The sequence below is a fragment of the Flavihumibacter profundi genome, assembly GCF_020076305.1.
Classification (GTDB): domain Bacteria; phylum Bacteroidota; class Bacteroidia; order Chitinophagales; family Chitinophagaceae; genus Flavihumibacter; species Flavihumibacter profundi.
Map to the genome: position 1 here is coordinate 620671 of NZ_JAIQXE010000001.1, position 25977 is coordinate 646647.

At 42.6% G+C, this 25977-nt stretch carries 19 protein-coding genes; 13 read left to right on the top strand and 6 right to left on the bottom strand.

Going from position 1 to position 25977, the window contains the following annotated elements; genetic code table 11:
- Position 1: 1 nt before the first annotated feature.
- Complete coding sequence (locus LAQ65_RS02615) at positions 2-1474, bottom strand: M28 family peptidase (protein WP_224115376.1); 1473 nt, start codon at positions 1472-1474, stop codon at positions 2-4.
- An 87-nt stretch (positions 1475-1561) separates the two neighbouring features.
- Between LAQ65_RS02615 and LAQ65_RS02620 the strand changes: the two genes are divergently transcribed.
- Genes LAQ65_RS02620 through LAQ65_RS02640 form a run of 5 tightly spaced genes read left to right on the top strand, consistent with a single transcriptional unit; the run spans position 1562 to position 9019 of the window.
- Positions 1562-2986, top strand: a complete 1425-nt coding sequence (locus LAQ65_RS02620; RefSeq protein WP_224115377.1) for a glycoside hydrolase family 125 protein — start codon at positions 1562-1564, stop codon at positions 2984-2986.
- A gap of 42 nt (positions 2987-3028) precedes the next feature.
- Positions 3029-5356, top strand: a complete 2328-nt coding sequence (locus LAQ65_RS02625) for a GH92 family glycosyl hydrolase (RefSeq protein ID WP_224115378.1) — start codon at positions 3029-3031, stop codon at positions 5354-5356.
- Positions 5357-5390: 34 nt separating this feature from the next.
- Positions 5391-7097, top strand: coding sequence for a phytoene desaturase family protein (locus LAQ65_RS02630; RefSeq protein WP_224115379.1), 1707 nt, complete (start codon positions 5391-5393; stop codon positions 7095-7097).
- 41 nt (positions 7098-7138) lie between these two features.
- Complete coding sequence (locus LAQ65_RS02635) at positions 7139-7681, top strand: hypothetical protein (protein ID WP_224115380.1); 543 nt, start codon at positions 7139-7141, stop codon at positions 7679-7681.
- Positions 7682-7687: 6 nt separating this feature from the next.
- Positions 7688-9019, top strand: a complete 1332-nt coding sequence (locus tag LAQ65_RS02640) for an MFS transporter (protein ID WP_224115381.1) — start codon at positions 7688-7690, stop codon at positions 9017-9019.
- A 5-nt stretch (positions 9020-9024) separates the two neighbouring features.
- On the opposite strand, the gene LAQ65_RS02645 is transcribed toward LAQ65_RS02640, so the two are convergent.
- The gene (locus LAQ65_RS02645) at positions 9025-10545 is read right to left on the bottom strand and encodes a tagaturonate reductase (protein WP_224115382.1); all 1521 of its coding nucleotides are present in this window, start codon (positions 10543-10545) and stop codon (positions 9025-9027) included.
- Positions 10546-10689: 144 nt separating this feature from the next.
- On the opposite strand from LAQ65_RS02645, the gene LAQ65_RS02650 reads away from it, so the two are divergent.
- On the top strand, positions 10690-11268 hold the full coding sequence (locus LAQ65_RS02650) for a hypothetical protein (RefSeq protein WP_224115383.1): 579 nt from the start codon (positions 10690-10692) through the stop codon (positions 11266-11268).
- Positions 11269-11320: 52 nt separating this feature from the next.
- Complete coding sequence (locus tag LAQ65_RS02655) at positions 11321-12520, top strand: BamA/TamA family outer membrane protein (RefSeq protein WP_224115384.1); 1200 nt, start codon at positions 11321-11323, stop codon at positions 12518-12520.
- 14 nt (positions 12521-12534) lie between these two features.
- Here LAQ65_RS02655 and LAQ65_RS02660 read toward each other — a convergent pair whose 3' ends face one another.
- Together LAQ65_RS02660 and LAQ65_RS02665 are read right to left on the bottom strand one after the other, a co-directional pair.
- Entirely contained in the window at positions 12535-13548 is a 1014-nt protein-coding gene (locus LAQ65_RS02660; RefSeq protein WP_224115385.1) for a zinc-binding alcohol dehydrogenase family protein, read from the bottom strand.
- Positions 13545-15002 carry an alpha-L-fucosidase gene (locus tag LAQ65_RS02665; RefSeq protein WP_224115386.1) on the bottom strand — a complete coding sequence of 486 codons (1458 nt, stop codon included), beginning with the start codon at positions 15000-15002 and terminating at the stop codon, positions 13545-13547. The genes LAQ65_RS02660 and LAQ65_RS02665 overlap by 4 nt, the downstream gene beginning before the upstream one ends.
- 103 nt (positions 15003-15105) lie before the next feature.
- Here LAQ65_RS02665 and LAQ65_RS02670 point away from each other — a divergent pair, with 103 nt between their 5' ends.
- From LAQ65_RS02670 to LAQ65_RS02680, 3 genes are read left to right on the top strand one after another with little or no spacing between them, the layout of a single operon-like run.
- Positions 15106-15984, top strand: coding sequence for an AraC family transcriptional regulator (locus LAQ65_RS02670; protein WP_224115387.1), 879 nt, complete (start codon positions 15106-15108; stop codon positions 15982-15984).
- Positions 15985-16029: 45 nt separating this feature from the next.
- Positions 16030-17310, top strand: a complete 1281-nt coding sequence (locus LAQ65_RS02675; protein WP_224115388.1) for a DUF4185 domain-containing protein — start codon at positions 16030-16032, stop codon at positions 17308-17310.
- 17 nt (positions 17311-17327) lie between these two features.
- Positions 17328-19310, top strand: coding sequence for a glycoside hydrolase family 97 protein (locus LAQ65_RS02680; RefSeq protein ID WP_224115389.1), 1983 nt, complete (start codon positions 17328-17330; stop codon positions 19308-19310).
- Positions 19311-19331: 21 nt separating this feature from the next.
- Here LAQ65_RS02680 and LAQ65_RS02685 read toward each other — a convergent pair whose 3' ends face one another.
- The gene (locus tag LAQ65_RS02685) at positions 19332-21554 is read right to left on the bottom strand and encodes a ligand-binding sensor domain-containing protein (protein WP_224115390.1); all 2223 of its coding nucleotides are present in this window, start codon (positions 21552-21554) and stop codon (positions 19332-19334) included.
- Between the two features lie 39 nt (positions 21555-21593).
- Positions 21594-22724, bottom strand: coding sequence for an acyltransferase family protein (locus LAQ65_RS02690; protein WP_224115391.1), 1131 nt, complete (start codon positions 22722-22724; stop codon positions 21594-21596).
- Between the two features lie 211 nt (positions 22725-22935).
- Between LAQ65_RS02690 and LAQ65_RS02695 the strand changes: the two genes are divergently transcribed.
- The 3 genes from LAQ65_RS02695 to LAQ65_RS02705 all read left to right on the top strand — a co-directional run bounded on the left by LAQ65_RS02695 (position 22936) and on the right by LAQ65_RS02705 (position 25970).
- On the top strand, positions 22936-24123 hold the full coding sequence (locus LAQ65_RS02695; protein ID WP_224115392.1) for a sialidase family protein: 1188 nt from the start codon (positions 22936-22938) through the stop codon (positions 24121-24123).
- Positions 24124-24257: 134 nt separating this feature from the next.
- On the top strand, positions 24258-24833 hold the full coding sequence (locus LAQ65_RS02700; RefSeq protein WP_224115393.1) for an RNA polymerase sigma factor: 576 nt from the start codon (positions 24258-24260) through the stop codon (positions 24831-24833).
- Between the two features lie 108 nt (positions 24834-24941).
- Positions 24942-25970 (top strand): FecR family protein, encoded by a 1029-nt coding sequence (locus LAQ65_RS02705; RefSeq protein WP_224115394.1) that lies wholly within the window; start codon positions 24942-24944, stop codon positions 25968-25970.
- The last annotated feature ends 7 nt before the right edge of the window (positions 25971-25977 follow it).

Here is a 25977-nt window from a genome sequence, read left to right on the forward strand (position 1 = left end):
GTTAGTCTTTCCAGCGCCATTCACCGGCAATCTGTAATGGTGTTTTGAGATTGCTTTTAAGGAGCAGTTCTTTTGTAGCGGCATCATCCAGACGCTTTGCTGCAATGGTATCGGTGTCTGCCAGGCCGTACAGTAACATGGTATTGAAGCGCACCGTATTTTGCATTCCCTTTTCATCTACCAATGAAAAATCATCGCAGTCTGCATGATAGCAAATTCCTGAGTTATTCGGCAAACTGCCACCACCAGCGCCTCCCGTTGGGATTCCCATTAGCATAAACGGCTGGTGGTCACTGTGCAGGTCGGCACCGCTTTGAAAACTATTTTTAAAACTTGTGTCTATGGATTGTGCGAGAGTACCAATTGATTGAAATAAAGCTTTACAATCATCTGTTAACGCAGCATAGCCTTTGGGATCGTTGGTCATGTCGTAATTAAGCATAAAACGGACCTTGTCAATGGAATTATTGCTGATTGCTTCCCTGACATAGGCTTTTGAACCGAGAAGGCCTTCCTCTTCGCCCATGAACATCACAAATTCCAGGGTTCTTTTCGGTTCCAGGTTCAGGGCTTTTACTGTCCTTGCCATGTCGAGTACGGCAAATGAACCAATACCATTATCAATGGCGCCCGTTGCCAGATCCCAGCTATCGAGATGGCCTCCAATAACAATTTTTTCATCCGGAATAGTCTTACCCGGCAGGGTGGCGATAACATTCCTGGCATTTATTTTTCCTGAAAAATTGGTCATGCTTATATGCGCATATTGCTTTCCGGCAGTTAATGCTTTTTTTAGATCCAGTCCATCTTCTTTTCCAATGCAAATGGCCGGTATTGGGATGAGTTTACCCGTAACCGAAGCTGTCCCTGTTAACAAAACCCCATGATCCGGTGTATTCACCATAATAATCCCCTTTGCTCCATATTTAATGGCCAGGGCTGTTTTTTCAGAGCGATGCAGGTTTTTTGCCGTTGCGGGACTGCCAGGCAAAATGCCCAGGTTCACAAGGGCAATTTTATTATTCACTTTTCCGGCATCTGCGATATAATCTGATTCCAGTCCATTGCCGAGATCAATAATTTCTGCTGTTATGTCTGCTTTAACCGGTGAATGTGCTAGTGAAACCGATTTCACTGACACCAGGTGCTTCTTCGATCCGCCAATCTCCACAGCAATTGATTTGCGGCTCCAGCTTTCAACTTCAAAAGGTTGAAACCGTACATCACTGAACCCGTAGGATTTAAGCAGGTCATAAGCGAATTGTTCTGCTTTTTGGCCATTGGGTGAACCTGTTAGCCGGTGACCGATAGTAGAAGTAGCATCATGCAGGCTGGAATAGGCTTTTGAATGGGTAAGTACCTCTTCATTGATAAGGGAAAAAATTGCTTTCCAGTTTTGGTTATCCTGGGCCTGGGTGGTTGTTACTGACAAGAAAACCATCCCGAAAAAAAAGGAGAAAATGTGTTTGTTCATGTGTTGTGCTGTCTAAATTTCGAATGTACAGGTTTATTGGTATTGATTGCTGCTTGGCTTACCTTCAAAAGATAAATTATTGCAAATATGGATAGGAGAAAATTCATTCGGCAATCCGGTTTGGCTACTGCCGCCCTGGTAATTGGCGCCAAAGCAAGGGCTGCGGGTCCCGGTAACAATTTTCCTGATGTTCGGGTTCCACTGGCATCCCGTAAGTTTTCCAGTAAAGCTGTTGAGCAACTTATTTCAGATATAAGGAAGAAACTGGGCAATAAAGAAATGGGCTGGTTATTCGAAAACTGCTTTCCCAATACCCTCGATACTACCGTTGAATTTACCATGACAGATGGCAAACCTGATACATATGTAATAACCGGGGATATTGATGCTATGTGGCTGCGGGACAGCTCTGCACAGGTTTGGCCATATATCCCCTTGTGTCACCAGGACAAAGATTTGCAGCAGTTGATCAGGGGCGTGATCAACAGGCAAGTGAAATGTATTTTGAAAGACCCTTATGCCAACGCTTTTTATAAGGATGAAAACAAAATAAGCGAATGGAAACAGTCAGATATCACTGATATGAAACCCGGTATCCATGAGCGGAAATGGGAAGTGGATTCATTGTGTTACCCTATCAGGCTAGCCCATGGTTACCTTGCTGAAACCGGCGATATGTCAGTATTTGATGAACAATGGGTGGAGGCCATGCGTTTGGTGGTAGCTACCTTTAAAACACAGCAAAGATTTGAAGGTGCGGGTCCATATACTTTCCAGCGAAATACAGCCTGGGCCACTGATGGCGTACCTATGGGCGGCTACGGTTACCCTGCGCACCCGAATGGGTTAATCTGTTCCATGTTCAGGCCAAGTGATGATGCCACTATTTTTCCATACCTGGTTCCAAGTAATTTTTTCGCGGTTCAATCGCTATTGCAACTTGAAGAAATACTAACCAGGAAAGGGAAGCTTCAACAGGATGCCGGGGCCGCAAAAGCACTAGCCATGCAGGTTTCCGCTGCATTAAAAAGGAATGCAATTACCCGGCATCCAAAATATGGTGAACTTTATGCTTATGAAGTAAACGGCTTTGGCAGTTTTAACCTGATGGATGACGCAAATATCCCTTCTTTACTTTCCCTGCCATACCTGGGTGCAGTGAAAGCCAGCGATCCTTTGTACAAACAAACCCGCAATTATGTGCTCTCGACTGACAATCCTTTCTTTTTCAAAGGAAAGAAACTGGCAGGCACTGGAGGACCGCATGTTGGTCTTGATATGGTTTGGCCAATGAGCATCGTTATGCGGGGCCTTACTTCTACAGATGATAAAGAAATAAAATATTGCCTTGATACATTGCAGCATTGCCATGCCGGAACCGGGTTTATGCATGAATCAGCGCACAAGGATGATCCTTCCAAATTTACCCGGAAATGGTTCGCCTGGGCTAATACTATTTTCGGTGAGTTTATATGGAAAACCTACCGGGAAAAACCATCCCTGCTTGGGTAAATGGATAAACATTTTAACTTCTTAAAACGCGGATTTACTATTATGAAAAAAGCCTGTTTTTTGCTGACCTTTGCTGTTCTATACAATGCGTTTGGATATTCACAATTAGTCGGCAATATTAATGACCCGGTGGAATGGGTAAATCCTTTGATGGGGACCGATTCAAAACCAGGTCTTTCTAATGGTAATACATATCCAAGTATTTGCCTTCCATGGGGAATGAATTATTGGACACCCCAGACCAACAGGATGGGTGATGGATGGACCTACCAGTACAATGCTGACAAAATAAGGGGCTTTAAGCAAACGCACCAGCCATCGCCCTGGATGAATGATTACGGGCAGTTTTCAATTATGCCGGTGACCAATAAAATGGTATTTGACCAGGATGACAGGGCGAGCTGGTTTTCGCATAAGGCTGAAATTGCAAAGCCCTATTATTATAGCGTTTACCTTGCCGATCACAACGTTACTGCCGAAATTACCCCAACAGAAAGGACTGCCCAGTTCAGGTTTACATATCCAAAAACGGATAGTGCTTTCCTGGTGGTAGATGCGTTTGACAATGGTTCATATATCAAAATCATTCCTTCAGAGCATAAGATAATTGGTTACACAACCAAAAACAGTGGCGGCGTACCTGCTGGGTTTAAGAATTATTTTGTTGTTTATATTGATAAGCCATTTTCGGTTGCTCGTACCTGGCATGAAAAAACAATGGGGAAAGACAACCTTGAAATTGAATCCATCCACGCAGGTGCCATTATTGGATTTTCCACTTCAGGAGGTGAGCAGGTGAATTGCAGGGTTGCCTCTTCTTTTATATCCTTTGAACAGGCGGAATTTAACCTGAAAAGCGAGCTGGGCAAAGATGATTTTGACCAAACCTGCAGGAAAGCAAAGTTAGCCTGGAACAAACAACTGGGCAAGTTATTGGTAGAAGGTGGTTCAGTAGACCAGACCCGCACATTTTATTCCTGCCTGTACAGGACCTTGCAGTTTCCGCAAAAGCTGTATGAGGTTGATGATAAAGGAAGTGTGCAGCATTATAGTCCATATAATGGAAAAGTATTACCTGGTGAACTTTTCGCCGGAACGGGTTTTTGGGATACCTTCCGCGCCTTATATCCTTTCCTTAATCTGATGTATCCGTCAATTAATATTGAAATGCAGAAGGGTTTGGTAAATGCGTATAAGGAAGGGGGTTACCTTCCGGAATGGTCAGGCCCTGGTTACAGGAATGTAATGGTCGGTAACAATTCAGCTGCAATAGTTGCCGATGCCTATATTAAGGGGTTAAGGGGTTATGATATTAATACCTTGTATGAAGCGGTATTGAAAGACGCTGATACAGAAGGTCCGATTGATGCGGTGGGCAGGAGAGGTGTAAATTATTATAATGAATTGGGTTATGTTCCTTATGATGTAAAAATTAATGAAAATGCTGCAAGGACATTGGAATATGCTTTTGATGATTTTACCATTTACCAGCTCGGAAAGGCTTTGAACCGTCCAAAAGCAGAGTTGGAGAGATTTGCCAACCATGCTATGAATTATAAAAAACTGTTTGACCCGCAAACCAGATTGATGCGTGGCAGGAACAGAGATGGCAGTTTCCAGAATCCGTTCAACCCTTTCAAATGGGGAGATACATTCACCGAAGGCAATAGCTGGCACTACTCATGGAGCGTCTTTCATGATATTGCCGGCCTGGCCAGGCTGATGGGTGGGCGGAATGAATTTGCCAAAAAACTGGACTCTGTTTTTATATTACCGCCTGTTTTTGATGATAGTTATTATGGTACGGTGATCCATGAAATACGGGAAATGCAGATTATGAATATGGGACAATATGCGCATGGCAACCAACCCATTCAGCATATGATTTATCTCTATAATTATGCCGGTCAGCCATGGAAAACACAATATTGGATCAGGGAAGTCATGGACAAATTATATAAGGCAACGCCAGATGGTTATTGTGGTGATGAAGACAATGGGCAAACATCGGCATGGTATATTTTTTCCGCAATGGGATTCTACCCGGTTTGTTCGGCAACAGACCAGTACGTTATAGGAACCCCTTTATTTTCCAGGATGACATTAAAGCTGGATAATGGAAAAACGCTTCGCATAAATGCTGCGGGTAATTCCGGTATTAATAAATATGTACAGCGTGTACAATTAAACGGGAAAGTTATTCCTTACAACTGGCTGAAACATTCTGCATTGCAAATGGGTGGAAACCTTGAATTTATTATGGGGGAAAACCCTGAAAAAAACCGCGGAACAAAACCGGAACATGAACCCTATTCCTTGTCCACTGATCAACGCCTGGGTGGATTATTCTCGGAGAAAGTGATCTATTGAATCAGGATTGCCAACAGTTTAGTATATTCCTTGCATGTTAAAACCGGAACGGAGAGATCATTATGATGTAGTTGTTATTGGTGCCGGCGTTGGTGGCCTGACAGCAGCAGCCTTACTCAGTAAAGCCGGACTTTCGGTTTGTGTGCTGGAGAAAGAACCTCACGCTGGTGGATACCTTGCAGGATTCCAACGAAAACATTTTGTTTTTGATACTGCCATTCACTGGTTAAACCAGTATGGACCAGAAGGGATGGTGACCCGCTTATTTGATGCTATCGGGAAAGACCATCCGGTAGCTGTAACCCAACAAAGGATAAGGCGGTATAAGGGACGGGGTTTTGATTATTTACTGACCAATAATCCCGATGATTTGCGCGATCAGCTAATAGCTGAATTTCCGCAGGAAAGAGAAGGTATTATACGTTTTTTTGCCAGTGCGAAAAAAATCGGTAAATCGCTGATGCGGTTTAACGGTATCTTCCTTTCTGATGAAATAAAAACAACGTTTGAAAAATTGCGTGGTAAACTGAAGTTGCTACAATTCGTCTTTCCATTTATTCCATATGTTACATATCGCGGTGAAAAAGGTATTAAAAGAGGCTTAAACCGTTTTTTTAAAGATCCCCGTTTGCACCACCTGTTTACTTCAGAGACAGAATTGATAGGTTGTATGGTACCCATTGGATGGGCCTACTACAGCGATTTCCAGAGCCCGCCTAAAGGTGGTGGACAGGTTATACCCCAATGGTTGCAGCATGTGACTAATTATTATGGGAACCCGGTTTTTTTCCAGAGCATGGTAACCGAAATTATTTTGGAAGGCAGGGAATGTAAAGGTGTTAAGTATTCCCATGGAGGGCAACATTATGTTGTAAAAAGTAAGTATGTTATTGCAGCCTGTGACATTGAAGCTTTGTATGAGCGGATGTTACCGGCCGCTGCAGTTCCAGAAAGACTCAAACAAAAATTAAAAGCCGCTGAATTGTATAGCTCTTCGGTAACAATTTCAGTTGCCCTCGATTGTCCTGCTGAAGACCTGGGCTTCAATGAAGAACTGATACACCTGGCAGATGAGGGATTACCATTCTCAGCCTATACAAGTGGTGATCCTACACAAACTGAAATCAGTATACTGGCACCATCCGTTCGCGATAAAACTTTGACTGACCCGGGCAAAGGCACCCTTACCATTTTTATGCCGGCAAGCATGGACTACCAGCAAAACTGGAAAACTACACGAGACCGGCACGGGAATTATGTAAGGGGTGAAGACTACCGGCAGCTAAAACAGGAAATTGCTAAAACTATAATCGAGCGGGTGGAGGACAGGGTAGCCCCCGGACTACGCTCGCATATCCTCTTTTATGAAGTGGCAACTCCAGTTACACATTACCGGTATACAGGTAATAAGGAGGGAACAATGATGGGTGCGAGGCCCGGACGCGCCAATATGCAGAATAAAATTGCGCATTACCATACACCGGTAAAAAACTTGCTGTTGGGTGGCCATTGGGCCGAGTTGGGCGGTGGTGTGCCAATAGCTACCAAAGCTGGTGCAAATGCGGCATTACTGGTAATGAAACATGAAAATATGGCCGCATTTAAAGCACTTTCTGCTTATATGGAAGGGCGAATAGACCTGGACGGATTGGCTGCAATGAATTGTTTTAAGCAATATGATGGTTCCTGGGTGCAACCATTAACCCCGGCAGAAAAACTGGCATCATCAACAGTGCAATAGTATTATTTAGTTATATTGACCATTCATCTGAAAAGTTCTCAATGAAAAAAACAGTCATCTATGTTTTAGTAATTGCTGCAATAGTTGCGTCATGTGGTAAAGAGAATTCAACAGAACTGGACACTAATTATCACCTGAATTGCAATATTGAAGGGGTACCTGTGAATTTTAATTTTAATGCTTACGGTGCAGTATTAAATGATAGTGGAACAATGGCCCTCGGAGTAATCGGGCAAACTGGTGATTCGGTTAATGCATCAATTTTCAGGTTTGCTATTTTTTCCCTTGAAGATAGCGTTAAGGTTCCTTTAGGTACCTACACAGATAATGAAACAAGGTTTGAAACAGAGAGTGTTTATAATGATATGTACAATGTCATTGATTATTCTGCAGGCCAGGAAATGTATGATAAGTCCGTTGCTGCAGGAGTAAACATTCAAAATCATTTAATAATAAATATTACTGAGCTTACTGATAAAATTGTCAGGGGCACATTTAGTGGAGATTATTACGCAAATAGTGAAATTAGCGGTGCTATAAAAAAAATAACTAACGGCGATTTTTACCTTAAACTGCAACAATAAATAAGGATGAGTACCCGAACAACAACGATCCCTGCCAATCCTGCCATTGGTAAATACAGGTGGACTATCTGTGCCCTGGTTTTTTTTGCAACTACAATCAATTATCTCGACCGGCAGGTTATCAGTTTACTTAAAACCACACTTGATGCTGAGTTTGGATGGAGCAAAACTGATTATGCCAATATAACTGTTGCCTTCCAGGTAACTTATGCATTGGCTATGTTCGGTGCAGGCCGTTTGATTGACAGGCTTGGTACAAAACTTGGATATGCTGTATCGTTAGTATTATGGAGTTTTGCAGCAATGGGGCATGCCCTGGTAAGATCAACCGGTGGATTTATTATTGCCCGTGCCTCCCTTGGAATTGCTGAATCCGGTAATTTTCCTGCAGCTATTAAAACTATGGCCGAATGGTTTCCTAAGAAAGAAAGGGCCCTTGCCACAGGAATCTTTAATGCCGGTACTAATTTCGGTGCCATTATTGCGCCGCTTACCGTTCCTTTCATTGCCTTGCAATGGGGGTGGAGATGGGCGTTCATAATTACCGGTGCTGTTGGTTTTGTTTGGCTGATTTTTTGGTATTTGATTTATGAAAGACCCGGGAAAACGAAACGCCTGAGTGCAGGCGAACTGGCTTACATTAATTCTGATAAAGAAGATTTTTTGGCTGAGGAGACGGGTCTTGCTGATAAAAAAATCGGTTGGGCGGAACTATTTAATTTTAAACAAACCTGGGCCTTCGCTATTGGTAAATTTATGACTGATGGGGTTTGGTGGTTCTATTTATTCTGGTTACCCGATTTCCTCAAAGAACAGTACGGCCTGGTTAGTACCAATATTTCAATACCGGTTGCACTTATCTATGTCATTGCTGCCGCGGGCAGTATTTTTGGCGGCTGGTTGCCAATCTACTTTATACGCAAGGGAGATTCTGTTTTTAAAGCGCGCCGTAAGGCAATGCTGATTTATGCTTTATGTGCCATACCGGTAATTGCCGCTCAATCACTTGGTGTTTACAGTCTTTGGTTAGCACTGCTGATTATTGGATTTGCTGCAGCGGCCCACCAGGCCTGGAGTGCCAATATTTATACAACGGTCTCGGATATGTTTCCTAAACCGACTATCGGGACAGTTACCGGAATCGGTGGAATGGCAGGCGGACTCGGCGGGATTTTTATTTCCAAAGCTGCCGGCTATTTGTTTGATTGGTACAAGTCTATAGGGAAAATTGAAACTGGCTACCAATTGCTATTTATCTATTGCGGAATAGCCTATATCAGTGCTTGGTTTATTATGCGTTGGCTGGTGCCTCAATTCAGGATGGTTCATCCCAAATGATAGAATTATTTAAGAAAATTGATTAATGTAGCTGTTCCGCCTTCGTGTAAAAGTCCTATTAAATTTTCCAGTACTTTTTTTTCAAATCCTTGAATTGTTGAAAGGTCATGCCCGAACAGATTCTTGTTTTGTAAAGCTGTTTTAACAAGTTCATTTGTTGGTGTATTTTGCCATAAGGAATAATAATAGGCAGCGTAATCATCTTTTATCGGGTATTCTTTTCCCTGGAGGCTGCCAAAGTATTGCCCGTTTTCATTTTTCACCCCCTTCATAAATAAAAGGTAGGCAGCAAATCCCAATGCGATATGGTTAGGTATTTTATTATACCTGGTATGGTATTCCAATAATACAGGAACACATCGCATGGCTATCTTGGAACTATATTGCAGTGTAATATTGATCCATTGATGCGCGATTCCAGGATTCCTGAACCGGTCCAGCACCTGATGTGAAAAATCAATCGCCTCCTGGAGTGGCAGGTCAATTGGTATTGCGGGTGCGATTTCTTCCAGCATAGTCTGGCTGATATAAGCAGACATGGCCTGGTTGTCCATTGCTTCTTTAACTGTCTGGATGCCCGACAGGAAGGCCAGTCCGCAGCTTAGTGTATGCGTACCATTCAGTAAGCGGAGTTTAAGTTCTTTAAACTTTTGGATATCAGGTGCTATAACAATTCCGTTGTCCAGTGACGCGAATGGAAGTTTTTCTTTAAGTTCTTCATTCCCTTCAATGGCCCATAACCTATACACCTCGCTAACAGTCAGTAGCTGGTCAGTATAACCGAATTGCTGTTCAAATTGCTTACGGAAAGATGCATCCGGATAGCCTGGAACGATGCAATCAACCAGTGTATTGCAAAAAGTATTCTTGTTGTTTAGCCAGTTGATGAAATTCTCTTCGAGTTTGTTGTACTCCGCCAGTTTATTTAAAATGGTTTTCAGGGTTTCGCCGTTATTGGAAATTAATTCAGTAGGCAGGATTACCATTCCGGCTTCGGTTTTATTTTCAAAGGATTCATATCGTGTATGCAGGCAGGCTAAAAGTTTTGCTGGAAATGAAACGGGTGGTGCCTGGAAAATGGATTCTTCATGGTATTGAATACCTACTTCAGTTGTGTTGGAAATAATGGTTTTTATGCACGGATCCTTTGCTGCATCAAGGACATCAGCCCATTGAATTGTTGCTGATAATACTCGGCTGATTGCTGAACAGACTATGTTCCTGTTAATTTGCCGCCCCTGTTGAATTCCCCTGATGCATAAGGTATACAATCCGTTTTGCTGGTCGAACTCATTTGATTTTCCTGATCCGGTAGATTTTACAATAACAATTCGGCCATTAAAAATACAATTGCGGTTGGCTTCATCGATAAAATAATCGGGTAAACCACGCAGCAAAACTCCTGTTCCGAATTGCAAAACTTTTTCCTGGAGTTTGAATAAAGCCGGCGAAGGCTTTACTAGTTCTGCTGAATCTATTAGTGAAAGGTTATCCTTCGAAAGTGGTATTGTATTATCTGTTTCCATTCGTTCGTTTTAATAAAAATAGGATAAATATTTTCGGAAATATTGTGCAAATCCGGATCATTTCATTTGCAGACTTATACCTGTTATTTAAAGATGAATAATAATATTTCCTAATTTTAATGTAGGACTCATTAATAAAAATGTATGAAACAACTTAAATGGACTTTGTTTGTAATAGTTTTATTTTGTTTGTATTCTATTGAAACCTTAGCCCAGCAGGAACCAGGGGGGAAAGAGGAGTTTATTCCGCACCACGCAGTTGGTCTTGTTATTGGTCACTCCTTTGTGTTTCAGGAAAATAGTGAGAACGGTAATAAGGAAGCATTGATTATGCCTTCATGGGGAGTAGATTACTCGTATTATTTTCATCCGAAATGGGGTATTGGTTTGCATACGGATATAATCCTCGAAAAATTTGTAGTAGAAAAAAAACTGGAATCGGGTGGTGCCACGCAAACCATTGAAAGGAGCAATCCTGTTGCACCAGCACTAATGGGTATTTACAAACCTTCCAAACATTGGGGCTTGCAATTAGGCGCCGGAGTTGAGTTTGCAAAGGAAGAGAATCTCTTCCTCAACCGGGCGGGTGTTGAGTATAGTGCAGAATTGCCAAAAGGGTGGGAAGTCATGGGTGCTTTTACCTATGATATAAAATGGAATGCATATGATACCTGGGTATTGGGTTTGGGTATTTCAAGATCTTTTGGGGGACATAAAAAGTAGAAGCTCACGCGCATCGGTTACCTTGTGTATTCACACAATAAAGGAATTTTAAATGATGAAATTTGCCTCAGGGAAACGCATCATAAACTTAGCCGGATTCAACCGGTTGACTGTATTACTTTTATTAATGCTTCCCTTTTATTATCCGGCCTTTTCGCAGGAACCTGGCACAACCGGAAAAAAGAAATTAAAAGAGCTTATTAAGGATACCCTGGATAACAAGCTGGACCTGAGTGAATACGTAATCAAAGCCCATGGTTTCGTACCGGTTATGATGATCATAACAGAACCTGCGCTGGGTGGGTTTGGCATTGCCGCCGCCCCACTTTTTATATCACCCCGGAAGGAAGTACCCAATAAAAAAGGGTATATACCCCCGGATATTACTGCTGGTGTTGGTTTAGTGACTGCCAACGGGAGTTGGGCTGCTGGTGGGGGTAGGATAGGCTCTTTTCCAAAGGCTGGTATCAAATACCGGATAGGAGCTGCATATGCTGATATCAACCTTGATTTCTATCGTACTATTGCTAATGGGAGCGAAAAGAAATATTCATTCAACTTTGAGATGTTACCGGTATTCGTTTCCTTCAGTAAACAGATCCCGAAGACGGACCTTTATGCCGGCCTGCAATACATGTTTGCCAGTTCTATTGTGAAACCTAAATTCAGCGGTGACCTGCCTGAGTCTATCACTTCAAAGGAAATGGATGCTAATCTTGGATCCCTGGGTATGTTCCTCGACTGGGATAAACGTAATAGCATTTTTACCCCCGACAAAGGACTAAGGGTTAACCTGCTTTATACCATGGATGATAATTGGACCGGAAGTGATTTCAACTACCAAAAAATGAATGAGCTTGTGAACTGGTTCTTTCCCATTCGTGATAACTGGATAAGCGGATTAAGGTTTGAAGGGCATCACGCTTTACAGGATCCGCCTTTCTACCTTTTGCCTTCGATCACTTTACGTGGAATCCCGGCAATGCGGTACCAGGGCCAGACAACCCTGGTTGCTGAAACAGAGCAAAGATTTGACCTTACCAGGAGATGGAGCCTCCTGGGTTTTATAGGATATGGAAAAACAATTGTTAAAAATGATAGTTATATAGAAGGATCAAATGTTTACAATTTTGGGGGCGGATTCAGGTACCTGGTCGCGCGTGCATTTCGTGCACGGGCAGGTATCGATATAGCTAAAGGACCTGATAGCTGGGGATGGTATATAGTATTCGGGCACAACTGGAACAGGTAAAGTATTTTGTCGTTTTACATTGTGATCGCCAGTTTTATCATGTCATCCGGTGCTGTAGCCCATTCGCTAAATGCTGATTTAGCCTGCTCAAATCCCACTGTCATAGAAATATAATCTGAAGGATTGACCAGCCCATCATTTATAGCTTTGATCACACTGTAAAAATCCTCCCTGGTTGCATTTCGGCTACTCATTAATGTCGTTTCCCTTTTGTGGAATTCAGGATGAGAAAAAATCAGGTCTCCTTTCTGCAGGCCAATTAAAACATAGCGCCCGCTATGTGTAAGGTAGTTGAGCCCGTTATTGATCGCCTGCTGGTTGCCTGTTGCATCGATCACAACTGATGGCATGTCACCATGCGTAATCTGGCGGATCTGCTCTGAAACGTTTGGGCCCAGGGCATTTACTGAATAGGGTATTTGAAACTTAGTTTGTGCAATATTTAGCCTTTTTTCATTTACATCCATAGCGATTACTCTTGCTCCGGCTATCCTGGCGAATTCCATCGTGCCTAATCCAATAGGGCCGGCCCCTATTACCAGCACATATTCCCCTTCCTGGATTTGAGCGCGGCGAATACCGTGGGCGCCAATGGCCAGGGGTTCTACCAGGGCCAGTTCTGAAGCATTTAATCCCGAACTATGCACCAATGAATAGGAAGGTACCTGAAGGAATTCTACCATGCCACCATCAACATGCACCCCGCAAACTTTTATGTTGGCGCAACAATTTGGTTTGCCTGTCCGGCAGGCCAGGCATTGGCCACAACTGAAATAGGGAATAATTGTAACCAGATCCCCTTTTGTAAATCCCGGTGCCTGGTCAAATGCGATCAGTTCGCCCGATAATTCATGGCCAAGGATCCTGGGGTAATTGAAATAGGGCTGCGTGCCATCAAAGGCATGAAGGTCGGTACCACAAACACATACCCTTTGCAATTTTATGATTGCATGTGCGGGTTGCAGCTCCGGCTCAGCCATTTCCACATAATCTAACTGTCCGGGTTTTGTACAAACTAATGCTTTCATGGCTTAAATTGAATGCGATAGGATATGGCAAAAGTTGAAGGATATTTTATTAATGGTTTGATCACCAGTTCGTCATCCTTCTGTATCCAGTTTACTTTTTCTGAACTGCCAATTAATTCAATCTTTGCAATCTGCCCATTTTTGGCCCTTTTTGCCAGGGCCTTGATACTGGTGGCCGATTTCGGAGCGCCTAGCAATGTGGCATAAACGATATTTCCTTTTTTCGTGAATCGTACATCCTGTGCAGTAAATGGAATGGTTTGATCGGCAAAGGAGCCACTGGCAGATTTCGTTGGTCCCTCTCCAAAGATAACCCATGGCCTGGTTCCATAAATTGCTTCCCCGTTAATGCTGAGCCATTCCCCTGTTTTTGTCAGTACTTCGGTTTCCTGGTCAGTAATCGTTCCATCCGGGCGCGGACCAATATTCAACAGCAGGTTTCCGTTCTTACTAACAATATCAATCAGGTTTGTGATAACATATTGGGCCGATTTAAAAGTATTGGTGGTGGTATATCCCCAGCTTTCGTTGCCAATTGCGTCATCAGTTTGCCAGGCCAGTTTGCGGATGCTGTCCAGTTTTCCACGTTCCATGTCAAGTACAGCAACGTCTTCGGGATAGGATATGTTATTTTTATAATTAATCACCACGCCTTTATTCCATTCCAGGCCTTTGTTATAATAGTAGGCAGCAAAGCTTTTCCGGTATGGATCAAGCGCTGGTTGCTCAATCCACCAGTCGAACCAGAACAATTGCGGCTCATATTTATTCACGAGTTCAGTATTTCGCAACAACCAGTCGTTCATAAATTCTGGCGACATGGTTTCATTTTCTTCATGGGCCGGACCATAAAAATCACTGAATGCCAGGTCATTTACATCAGAATCAAATTTTCTGCCTTCGTTAAAAAACCACCAGTGTTCAATACGATGGGATGAAAGTCCGAACACCAGTCCGGCTTTTTTGACTGCTACCGACAATTCCCCTATGATATCACGTTTGGGGCCCATTTCAGCTGCATTCCATTTGGTCATGGATGTTTTGTACATGGCGAAACCATCATGATGTTCCGCAACCGGAACTATATATTTCGCACCGGCTTTTTTAAACAATTCCACCCATTTGGTTGCGTCAAATTTTTCTGCTTTAAAATCAGTTATAAAATCTTTGTACCCGAATTTTTTTTGTGGTCCGAACTTTTCAACATGGTGCTTAAATTCATCGGTTCCCTGGTCGTACATATTTCGGGGATACCATTCACTGCCAAAGGAAGGCACCGAATACACCCCCCAATGGATGAAAATGCCAAATTTGGCATCCCTGAACCAATCGGGAATCTGGTAACTTTTCATTGACTCCCAGTTGGGCTGATAATATTTTTGTGCTGATAAACCGGAGATAGAAAGAAATGAAATAATGGCAAAGGCCATACAAATTTTGCGAAAGTTTTTCATGGCGCAATTATTGCCCAAACATACTTTGATCAGGCAGCTTTTAATTTTATTTATTTTACAAAAACTTGTGTTATTTTAACATTCCTGAAAATGGTAAATATAAATGAAGCCAATACTCCGGCAGGTAACTGCAACTCCCGAAAACTCTTTCCTGGTAAGGAAAGACAAGGGCAGTGAAATGATCAATACCTGGCATTACCACCCTGAACTGGAATTATTATTGATCAGAAAAAGTGCAGGAACCTGGTTAATCGGGAACCATACCGGTCCTTTCGGTCCCGGTGATATTGTGTTGATCGGTCCTCATTTGCCGCATTGTTTCCGGCATGAAACGCAGTATGCAAACGACAACACGGAAGCAACCGGGGAAACCATTTGCGTTAAGTTTTTGCCCGGAATTTTTGGCCGGCAATTCATGGACCTTCCTGAAACAAGGGGGATAAGGGAATGCCTTGCTGCAAGCGAATTTGGAATAAGGATTAATGATAGTATAAGGGAAAGGATCGGTCAATTGATAGAGAAAATGCTGGATGCTTCCAATGGCATGAAACTGGTTTACCTGTTAACTATTCTCCAGGAGATGGCCGACCATGGTGATTTTACCCTCTTGTCATCTGCTGGCCTCATGCAGACTAACGGTGTTGTAGATGCGAATAGGATAAAAAAGGTTTTTGACTACACTTTTTCCCATTATGCTGAAAGGATCCAGATAGACGATGTTGCTTCCCTTTTAAATATGACACCGCAATCTTTCTGCCGGTATTTCAAGCAAAAGACCGGTAAAACCTACGTACAATTCCTGATGGAAGTCCGTATTGGTTATGCCTGTCGCCTGTTAACGGAAGATGAGAAAAATGTGGCCGAAATCTGCTATGATTGTGGTTATAACAATATCTCCCATTTCAACCACCAGTTTAAGATGATTACTGCCACTACTCCGCTGGGATATAAAAAAAATTCCCGGCGTACGATTATTCAATGATAAATGAAGAGTATCTTCTCGGTATAAAATTGTTAATTTAAGGGTATGGGTTTGTATGTTAAATCTTTCAGTTGTTGTTTGCTGATTGCGGTGTTTTTTTTTGCTGCCTGTAAACCCAAAGCCAAACTGGTCCCAACGGAAAAGTTTGAATTCAATTCCTTTGTGGATTGCAATATGGCTACTGTCTGGGTTGGCGACACTTTCCGGATTTTCCCGGGTAAATATGGCGAAGATCCGCTATGGGGGGATGCCCATGAACTGAAATATGCCAGTGGAAACACGGTGGATGAGGCTTTCAGCCGTCGTTCAAACGAATTTACTGAGCCGGTCATGCCAATGAATGCAGCTGTTGGGAAGGAAGGATTGCATGGGGCCGTTTGGTTTGAGACCCTGTTCCAGGATAAAAATGATACTTCAGGCAAAACTATTTATGCCTTATACCATAACGAAAATTATCCATCTACATTACCCTATGATTCCATTTCGGGTGTTGGTTACCGTGATATTGACTGGCCGCAGGGATTGAAGGGCCCTGAAACCAAAACTGCAGTATGCAGGATAGGGATCATGAAATCAACGGATGGTGGCAGAAGCTGGTCTAACCGGGGTATTGTGCTGGAAGACTACCAGCCCAGGCTGATTTTGCGTCCAAACAATACAGGGATCAATTTTGCCGGTGGCGTTGGTGATCCGTCGGCAGTGGCCAATGGCGGTTACCTCTATATATTTTACGGCGAATACGGCTATCCGGGTGAATACAACCCGGCAACCTATGATCCGTCTTTCGAATGGAAAGGCCAATGTATCAGTATGGCAAGGATTGCACTCGCAGATCTTGACAACCCGGTTGGTAAAGCCCGGCGTTGGGATGGAAAGGGATTTAATGCAGCGGCAACGGGAATTGGAGTTCCTGTTAGTGCTATCCGGATACCACGTGAAAATGGCGGCGGGCCTGCTTCTTCCCCTGTTGCAAAATACTATTGGGGCCCATCTGTAAGTTGGAACAATCATTTGAAATGCTGGGTGATGCTGATGGCGAAGGCCGAGGGACCGTCCTGGAAAGGCAGCAGTATTTATATTTCCTTTAATCCAAATGCTGACCTTGGCCAGGGAGATAATTCCCAGCAATGGTCAAGGCCGGAATTATTGCTCGATAAACCCGGCCATATCTTATGGTATCCATCTTTACAACCTGTTAACAGTGCAGTTGATAAAGCCAAAAAATACACATCATTGAACCTTGGGAAAACTGCAAGGTTGTTTTTCAAGGACCAGTTTGGCGGCCAGAGTCCATATGTATCGGAATACCTGGTTGAGTTTAAGTAAACCGGAAAATAGAAAACATGAAGCAGCAAAGGGTTTTATCCTTTCTTATAGTATTGGTATTATTAGGTACAAGGGCCTTAAGTGCAGATACCTTGCAGGTTTGCTCGCCATCAGGTAAAATTTGCGTGCAGGTATGGATGGGTAAACTGTTGACATACCAGGTGCGACAGCACGGCCAAATAATTCTGGAACCATCCTTCATTGATCTGGAGCCCGTGAATAAGCCGGCAATGTCCTTTAAAGCCGCCATAAAATCATCTGCAGTGGCAAAGGTCGAAGAAGAGATTATTTCACCGGTTCCTGAAAAGCGGAAAATTATTCCGGATATCTATAATAAGCTCACCCTGGTGTTTAAGCAGCCTTACAAAATTGAGTTCAGGGCCTATGATGATGGCGTAGCTTACCGTATATCCACCGCATTCAAAGACTCCATTAAAATTAAAAACGAAGTTGCAGAATTCAGGTTTCCTGGAACGCCTTCCGCTTACTTTCCTGAAATACCTGTAAAAGCCGGCGAAGATGCTTTTAAAACCAGTTTTGAAGACCTGTATAGTTTTAAAAAAATTGCTGAGTTCCCGGCAACATCAATTGCCTACACGCCTGTTTTAATTGTGCCTGGAGCCACATCCAAAATTGCAATTACAGAATCGGACCTGGAAGACTATCCGGGTATGTTTTTAACAGGAACCGGGTCTGCTGCCTTAAAAGGGATTTTTGCAGGTTACCCGGTTAAAGAAACTATTGCAGAAGCGCTTTACTCCCAGGTAAGGGTAGCCGAACATGGCGATTTTATTGCCCTTACAAGAGGTAACCGCACATTTCCATGGCGGGTGTTGATGATTTCCGAACTGGATAAGGATTTACCATCCAATGACCTCGTTTACAGGTTAGGCTCCCCCTCTCGTGTAGCCGATGTTTCCTGGATTAACCCTGGCAATATAACAGATGAATGGATCATTGATGTAAACCTCTTTAATGTACCTTTTAAATCGGGCCGCAACACAGCCAGCTATAAATATTATATTGATTTTGCACAGCGCTTCGGATTCGACCGGATCATGATGGATGCCGGCTGGAGTGATAACAATGACCTGTTTAAAGTTAATCCCGATATCAATATGGACACCCTGGTTGCTTATGCCAGAGCAAAAGGGGTGAAAATTGCGATGTGGACCCTGGCAATGACACTTGACCGGCAACTGGATAGCGCCTTACAGCAGTTTAACCGATGGGGAATAGATTTTATTATGACTGATTTTATTGACCGCGATGACCAGAAATCAGTGAATTTCCATTACCGCATTGCCAAGGCCTGTGCCGAACATAAAATCATGATCATGTTTCATGGTACTTATCCGCCAAAGGGATTTAACCGGACTTATCCGAATGCTGTAGCACGTGAAGCTGTGCTGGGTTCGGAGTATAATATCTGGAGCGAAAAAGTTTCCCCGGACCATGATGTGCTTTTACCCTATACGAGAATGTTAGCCGGTTCCCTTGATTATGAGCCTGGTGCATTGAACAATGCAAATAAAAAAAGTTTCCGGATGATTGAGGGGATTGTGCTGAGTCAGGGCACAAGGGCGCACCAGGCTGCAATGCCGGTAATATTCGACAGCCCGATGCAGTTTTTTTCAGGAAACCCTTCCCAGGGTTGGTTGGAACCAAAGTATATGGAACTGATTGGAGGAATTCCTACAACCTGGGATGAGACCAGGGTACTTGATGGAAAAGCGGGAGAGTTCATTATTACTGCTCGCAGGAAAGGAACGAATTGGTACATTGGCGGTATGACCGGATGGGCGCCAAGGGACCTTTCCGTGAAATTGGATTTCCTGGATGATGGTGAATATAAAACAACACTTTGCAAGGATGGTGTTAATGCCGACCATTATGCAGCGGATTATATTTTGGAAAACAGTGGAGTAAAAAGGAATGAGACTTTAGGCCTGCACCTGGCTCCAGGCGGTGGTTTCCTGTTGAAATTGGAAAAGCATTAATTCCTTAATTTTCCGGTTGATTTATTTCCGGATCATTTTCAGGTAACGTCCCATCCAGTAAGGCAACAACCAGAACACGGGTTCCCTTTCCATAGTGGGGTGGCCTCCGACTGCATTCCAGGGGTTTTTATCCCAGCGTACAACCATCCTGATAGATGCAGGTGGTAAAACATTTACCTGTAAATCATTGAGTACCGGTTCATGCACAAGGGTGATATCTTCCCTTTTTGTATGGTCAATATGCCAGTCAATTAAATCCAGCGGGGTGTCGGTTAAGAAATCTATGGAAGCAGGCAATTCGCGCTGCTTATTTGCTGCATAGCAATACAGGAAATTGAGCAGCGGGTTTTTGTCATTTATCCGACGCGCCATCCATTGCTCCAAATGTTGCTGGTAAAATGCCAGGAGTTCAGGATCCTTTTCGCAATGCAATAAAATAGGGTATATGTATGCTTGTAAGCTAACATCAAAGTAAATAAACCAACCGGGGTTTTGCTGGAAAATCTTTGCCATATTATCGAGATAGTGCTCTTCTTTGATAAGCCGCAGGTAATTTTCCTGGTACTTCATCTTCCCGGTCATATAATAAGCCAATTTCAAAAAAGCCAGCAGTTCCATGGAATTCTGGTACTGGTCTGGCTGCCATTCAGGATCCCTGTTAAGTGATTCCGGTGACCATACAGACCAGCGCGTGTGCGTACCATCAACATCTACCATATTGAAATTATGGGCAATCAGGTGGTCCACTAATTTGGCGACATGTGTTCGTACCTGTTCTTTCTCTGCTTCATCTGCCGCAAGTTCATAATAAAAGTAATAGCCCATCATATGCCCGCACCATTCATCACTGCTGGCATCACCCTTCCAAAGCCATTTGCCATCTGCAGATTTTCTCCAGCGGATTTCCACTGGTTTATTCCGGGGCTCAATTACCATTTCATCAGCAAGTTCCCTTTCAGTATAAGTCCGGTTTGGATCATGCACACGGTCTCCCCATTCAACGGGCACAATAGTGCGGGCAAAATATCCGTCACCACCAGTGATCTCCTCAAGCTTCTGTAAGAAATGGTAGGCTTTTTTTGCCTTTTCCCGGGCGTCATCATCTTTGGTGGTAGCATAGCGGAAGGATTCCATTGCGAGATAGTTGCCTGTGTATTCACCATCATTATCATCATCTTCAGGCTGCCATGAATTGACATCCCCCGGAATGGTCAGGCGACAGTAACCGGCAATCCATGGCGCACGGATATGTCTTTTCATCAATACATCATAGAAATAATCCTGTTTGCCGGCAAGTGTCATTTTCTTTTTCATGATGGCACTAACGCCGTTGTCAGTAGCCACCCAGGCATTGCCATCTGCATCAAAGGCGATATCATTAACATGGTCATCCAGCAACCATCGCCTGCTGAACAAAAGGGAATGTTTGCCATTTAATGAAAACCGGGCAATCCCAACATTTGTACCAATCCATATAGTGCCATTTTCATCTTTCTTCAAACAGTTTACAAACCTGGAAGGGCAACCATCTTTCGGAAGGATTACTTTTTCTTTCACATCCTTATACAAGATACTGACCCCGCCAAGACCGCCTGCCCATAACCTGTTACCTGCATCAATTGCCAATCCGTTAATGTATGCACTTACCAGGTAAGTGGTGTCAACAAAATGATTTAAACCATTAGGTGTACAATGATATAAACCAACATCAGTAGCCACCCATACGCCATAGTTATTATCTGATATTATTTTCCTGACAGACCTTCCAATGGCATAGTTGAGCTTTACAAATGATTGTCCGTTGTAGCGCCATAAGCCTTTTGGGCCGGCTGCATATAAACCTTCTTTTGCAGTACATACAGCAGCTATAGGACCTTCTGTTCCATTCAGCAATTTCAGGGAATTATTTTTGAAGGAATAAACACCTTTCCAGGTTCCCATCCATACATCTCCCTGGTTGTTTGTTGCAATGCTGAATGCAGGACCGTTTTCAGCTGGCGGAAATGGTGAAGACCACAATTTTTCATTTGCTTTTTTCAGCAACACGCCAGATTTTGTTGCGATCCATACATTGCCATCTTTGTCAACAGCAATGCTCCTGGCACCTGCATCCATATTATCTGCAGTAACAGGATAGGGGCTATGGTATTCTTGCCAGAATGTAGTGTCTGTAAATGAATTCTCCTGTGCATTTGACAGCAATGAAACAGGCAATATAAAAATTAAGATAAATAGGTATCGCATTGTCAATATATTTTGAACCGGCGGTTAGCAGTCAGCAAATTAAATTTTGAGAAATATTTTCTTCCTGTACATTAGGTAAACCGGAATGTAGCAAAAGAGGCAATACAATAAAGCCCATAACAATGAAATAAATTCCGGGGATAATCCTGATGGCAATACTGCATTAATAATGGTTTCATTCAGGCTCGTGCCTTGTTTTCCACCAAACCTGTAATATATAACATCGTAGAATATTTCTGAAGCCAGGTAAGCCGCAATCGCATTGGAACCAAAGACTACCGCGAACTTCGACCATTTTTTTATTCCGAGTACATCGACAAGGAAATATAAAAAAGCCAGCATCATACTGTCTAGTCCTGCTGTATATAAAACAAATGAGCTGGTCCATAAATTCTTATTGATCGGGAAGAACCAATTCCACGCGTTGGCAATTGCAAAGGATATAAAGCCCGCAAAGAAAAGCCAGATGATTTTTCGTTCAGCGGTATTCTTGCTGAGCAATAAATGTCCGGCCAGCATACCGGCAATGCCTGTTACAATAGCAGGAAAAGTACTTAGCACTCCTTCAGGATCCCAGGTGCCGTTGAACAATTTTCCCGGGATAACCAATTGGTCGATCCATGCAGCAAGGTTCTTTCCGGGCTCAAGGATGGCATATCCATATCCTGGCACAGGGACAACTGTCATCAGTAAAAAATAAGCCAGCAAAATGCTTATACCCAACCTGATTTGAAATTTTTTCGTTGTGTTCAGGTATAATAGGGAACAACAAAAAAATACAATTGAAATACGTTGCAATACTCCAGTTATCCTCACTTTGGAGAAGTCGAAGGTTTGCAGTATACTGAGCAGTACACCCAGCAAAAAAAGTATGACAACCCTTCTTAGTATTTTCCTCAGGATGAATTTTTTCGCAATGCCATTTTCCAATTGCTTTGAACAGGAGAGTACAATGGAAACACCAACAATAAAAATGAACGAAGGGAAAATATAATCTGTTGGTGTAATCCCATTCCACTCGGCGTGCTTTAATGGCCCATAAATACGTGACTCTATCCCCGGATCATTAACGAGGATCATCGCGGCCATTGTGATACCCCTGAAAATGTCCAGGGATAATAATCGTTTGCCCTTCTCCAGGGGCAAAACCGTAGCTGGATTATGCTGCATGAAATAGTTATTAGGATTTTTTTTGATTTTTTCTGCTGATGGTCATTGCCTTCTAAATTGCTGAAAAGCAAAATTGACTGCCGAAATTAAGGATATAAGATTAGTAATTCAGCTAACCTTATTTTGCGATAATTCATTTCATGAATTATTATTAGATTAATCGTTGAATGGTAGAATAACCAACTTTTAATAATTGTTGCATATAAAAAACATGAAAAGACAATTCATTTATTTCTTGCTCCTTCTTCTGATGGCAAATGATTCTTTTGCGCAGACTTCTGCACAAAAACTTACCCCTGTTTCCAGCTCACTGATATTTCCACCGCAAAGCAAGCATACCCATGGCAGTAGCCTGGTAGCCCTTCCAAATGGTGATTTCTTATGTGCATGGTTTATGGGAAGTGGCGAACGTACTGCTGATGACGTGAAAATTATGGGTGCGCGCCTGCAAAAAGGCGCAAAAGTGTGGAGTGAACCATTTGAGTTAGCGGATACTTACAATATACCAGACTGTAATCCGGTTCTATTCCTGAATAGCAAAGGAAAACTTTTCTTAGTCTGGATTGCAGTGAATGCTAACCAGTGGGAATCTTCGGTCTTAAGATTTAAAACATCTTCCGATTTTTCAAAACCAGGCCCACCTGCCTGGAACTGGCAGGATAATATTTTACTTAAGCCAAATGACAATTTTGTATCAGAAGTTGCTAAAAATTTTAAATTTTTGCCAGAACGCGGAAAGGGATGGTCCGCCTATGCTCCGTCATATGATGCAATGATCATTGAGGCCAGTCACGATATAAAAAAACGGAGCATTGGGTGGATGACCCGCATTAAACCCCTGGTCCTGGATAGTGGAAAAATTTTACTTCCCCTTTATTCTGACGGCTATAATTTTTCAATGGTCGCTATATCTGATAATGACGGAACAACCTGGCGCCCCAGCTTGCCAATTGTTGGAAGGGGCAATGTACAGCCAGCTCTCGCGCTAAAGAAAGACGGCCGTATTGCAGCGTACATGCGGGATAACGGGGATTCACCCGCACGGGTTCAGGTTAGTGAATCCGGCGATAAGGGGGAAAGCTGGTCTGTGGCAACAGAATCGGAAATCCCGAATACGGCCAGTGTTGAATTACTTGTTTTAAAGGACGGGCGCTGGGCTTTCGTGGGAAATGATATCGAGGATGGCCGGTATAGAATTGGCCTTTTTATTTCAGATGACGAAGGCAAAACCTGGAAATCGAAATATTACCTGGAAAATGAAGCGCCTGGAAAGGGAAGTTTCTCTTATCCATCGCTGATTCAGGCGACAGACGGGCTTTTACACATAACTTATTCATACCAAATGGATAAGACAGGTGAAACCATTAAATATGTGGTGGTTAACCCCAGGCAGTTATAATAATTGCCTGTTATTTCTCATTTTAACTGCGATTTTGATTAAAAATATTTCGGTTATATTGGGAAGGTTATAATTAGATTAAGGAATTTGACCAGCAAAAATTAACGATTAAGCTTTTATACATTCGCCATAGCATGTTAGCAAATCTGAAAAACATAGATGCTGTTTATTGGCAGAACCTCAAAAACGGGGATACTGAGGCATTGGGTTTTTTATATGATAAATATGTAGACAAACTATTTATTAAAGCCTACAAACTTACCAATAACCGTGAATTGGCAAAAGATGCTGTGCAGGAGGTTTTCCTGGAATTATGGAGATACAGGAGTTCAATAACAGAAATTCAATACTCCCAAAGCTATCTCTCTAAAGTGCTGCTTTCTGTTACACTGAAAAAGCAGAAAAAAGAAAAATCCATTTCTTACGGTCAACTCGAAGATTCTTTCATTTCAGATGAACTGAATATAGAAAGTATCATTATTTCCCGTGATCTTGAAAACGAGAAAGAGAAAAAACTGCAAACAGCTATTTCCATGCTCAGCCAGCGGCAAAAGCAAATTTTAAAATTGCATTTTACGGACGGACTTAGTTATGAGCAGATTTCCGAAATGCTTGGCATAAACTACCAGTCGGTCAATAACCTCGCTTTCAGGACTATCCACCAGTTACGCAACCTGATGTACCTGCTTATCCTTTTTATTTTTTTATAGGCCATTTCCAGCATTATTTTCAGGATATGGGGTCCCTGTGTTTAAACACTGAAAATAAACTTTAACATTTTTGAGTATTAAGGACTCAAACGATTCTCTAATGTGTCAGTGAAGTCAACATTTTCCATTTACAAAGGGTATACGCCGGCACAATTAGCTGAAGATGAATATTTTCAGCAATGGGTAAACCTTGCCCGGCCCGACGAAGAACTTTTCTGGAATACCTTCCTTGAATTATACCCTGAACAACAGGAAACTGTCTTAATGGCCAGGGTTTTAGTGCTGGAGAGCGATAAAGACGAGGATGTAGAACCATTAACTCCAGAGGAAAAATCCAATTTGAAGAAACAGATTTTAGACCAGATCAGGCCTAATACCACTTCGAATAGCTTAGCCAGGTCAGGTACTATGGCGATTTTCAAAATCGCAGCTGTTGTTGCAGGTCTTGTACTCCTGACAGCAACTTTATTCAAAGCAACTCCTGAGAAAGTTTACGCAATTGTTGAAAAATCCGGACCAGGGGAATCCAAAAGGGTTTTTCTGGCAGATAGTTCCGTTGTGATTCTAAATGCAAATTCCACATTAACCTATGCCAGTAATATGGCAGAAGCCCCAAGCCGTGAAATTCAGCTTGAAGGAAATGCGTTCTTCAGCATAAAGAAAAAAGCAGACCATAAATCCTTCAGGGTGCATGCTAATTCACTTACAATTGCTGTACTGGGAACAGAATTCAATGTCAATGCCCGCAGTAGGGAAACTGAAGTTGTACTTGCCCGTGGTAAGGTAAAAGTTAGTTCAGACAACAATAACCTTGAGCCGGTATTCATGGATCCCGGAGAAAAAGTTCAGTTTGACCCTGTGAAAAAATCCTTTGTAAAATCCAGTACAGATGCTGGTTTGTACGAGGCATGGTCTGATGGGAAATGGCATTTTTCCTCCACATCAATGGAAGAAATTTCCGACCTTATCTATTCCTATTATGGAATTGAAACCATTTTTACTGAACCTAAGGTTAAGTCTCTTACTATAAATGGAATTATACCGGTTACCGATTTAGCGTCATTCACGAATATAATCGCCAAGACTTTGGATTTAGATATCGTTCAAAAAAACAAACAGTTAATTATTCAACATTAACGTAACC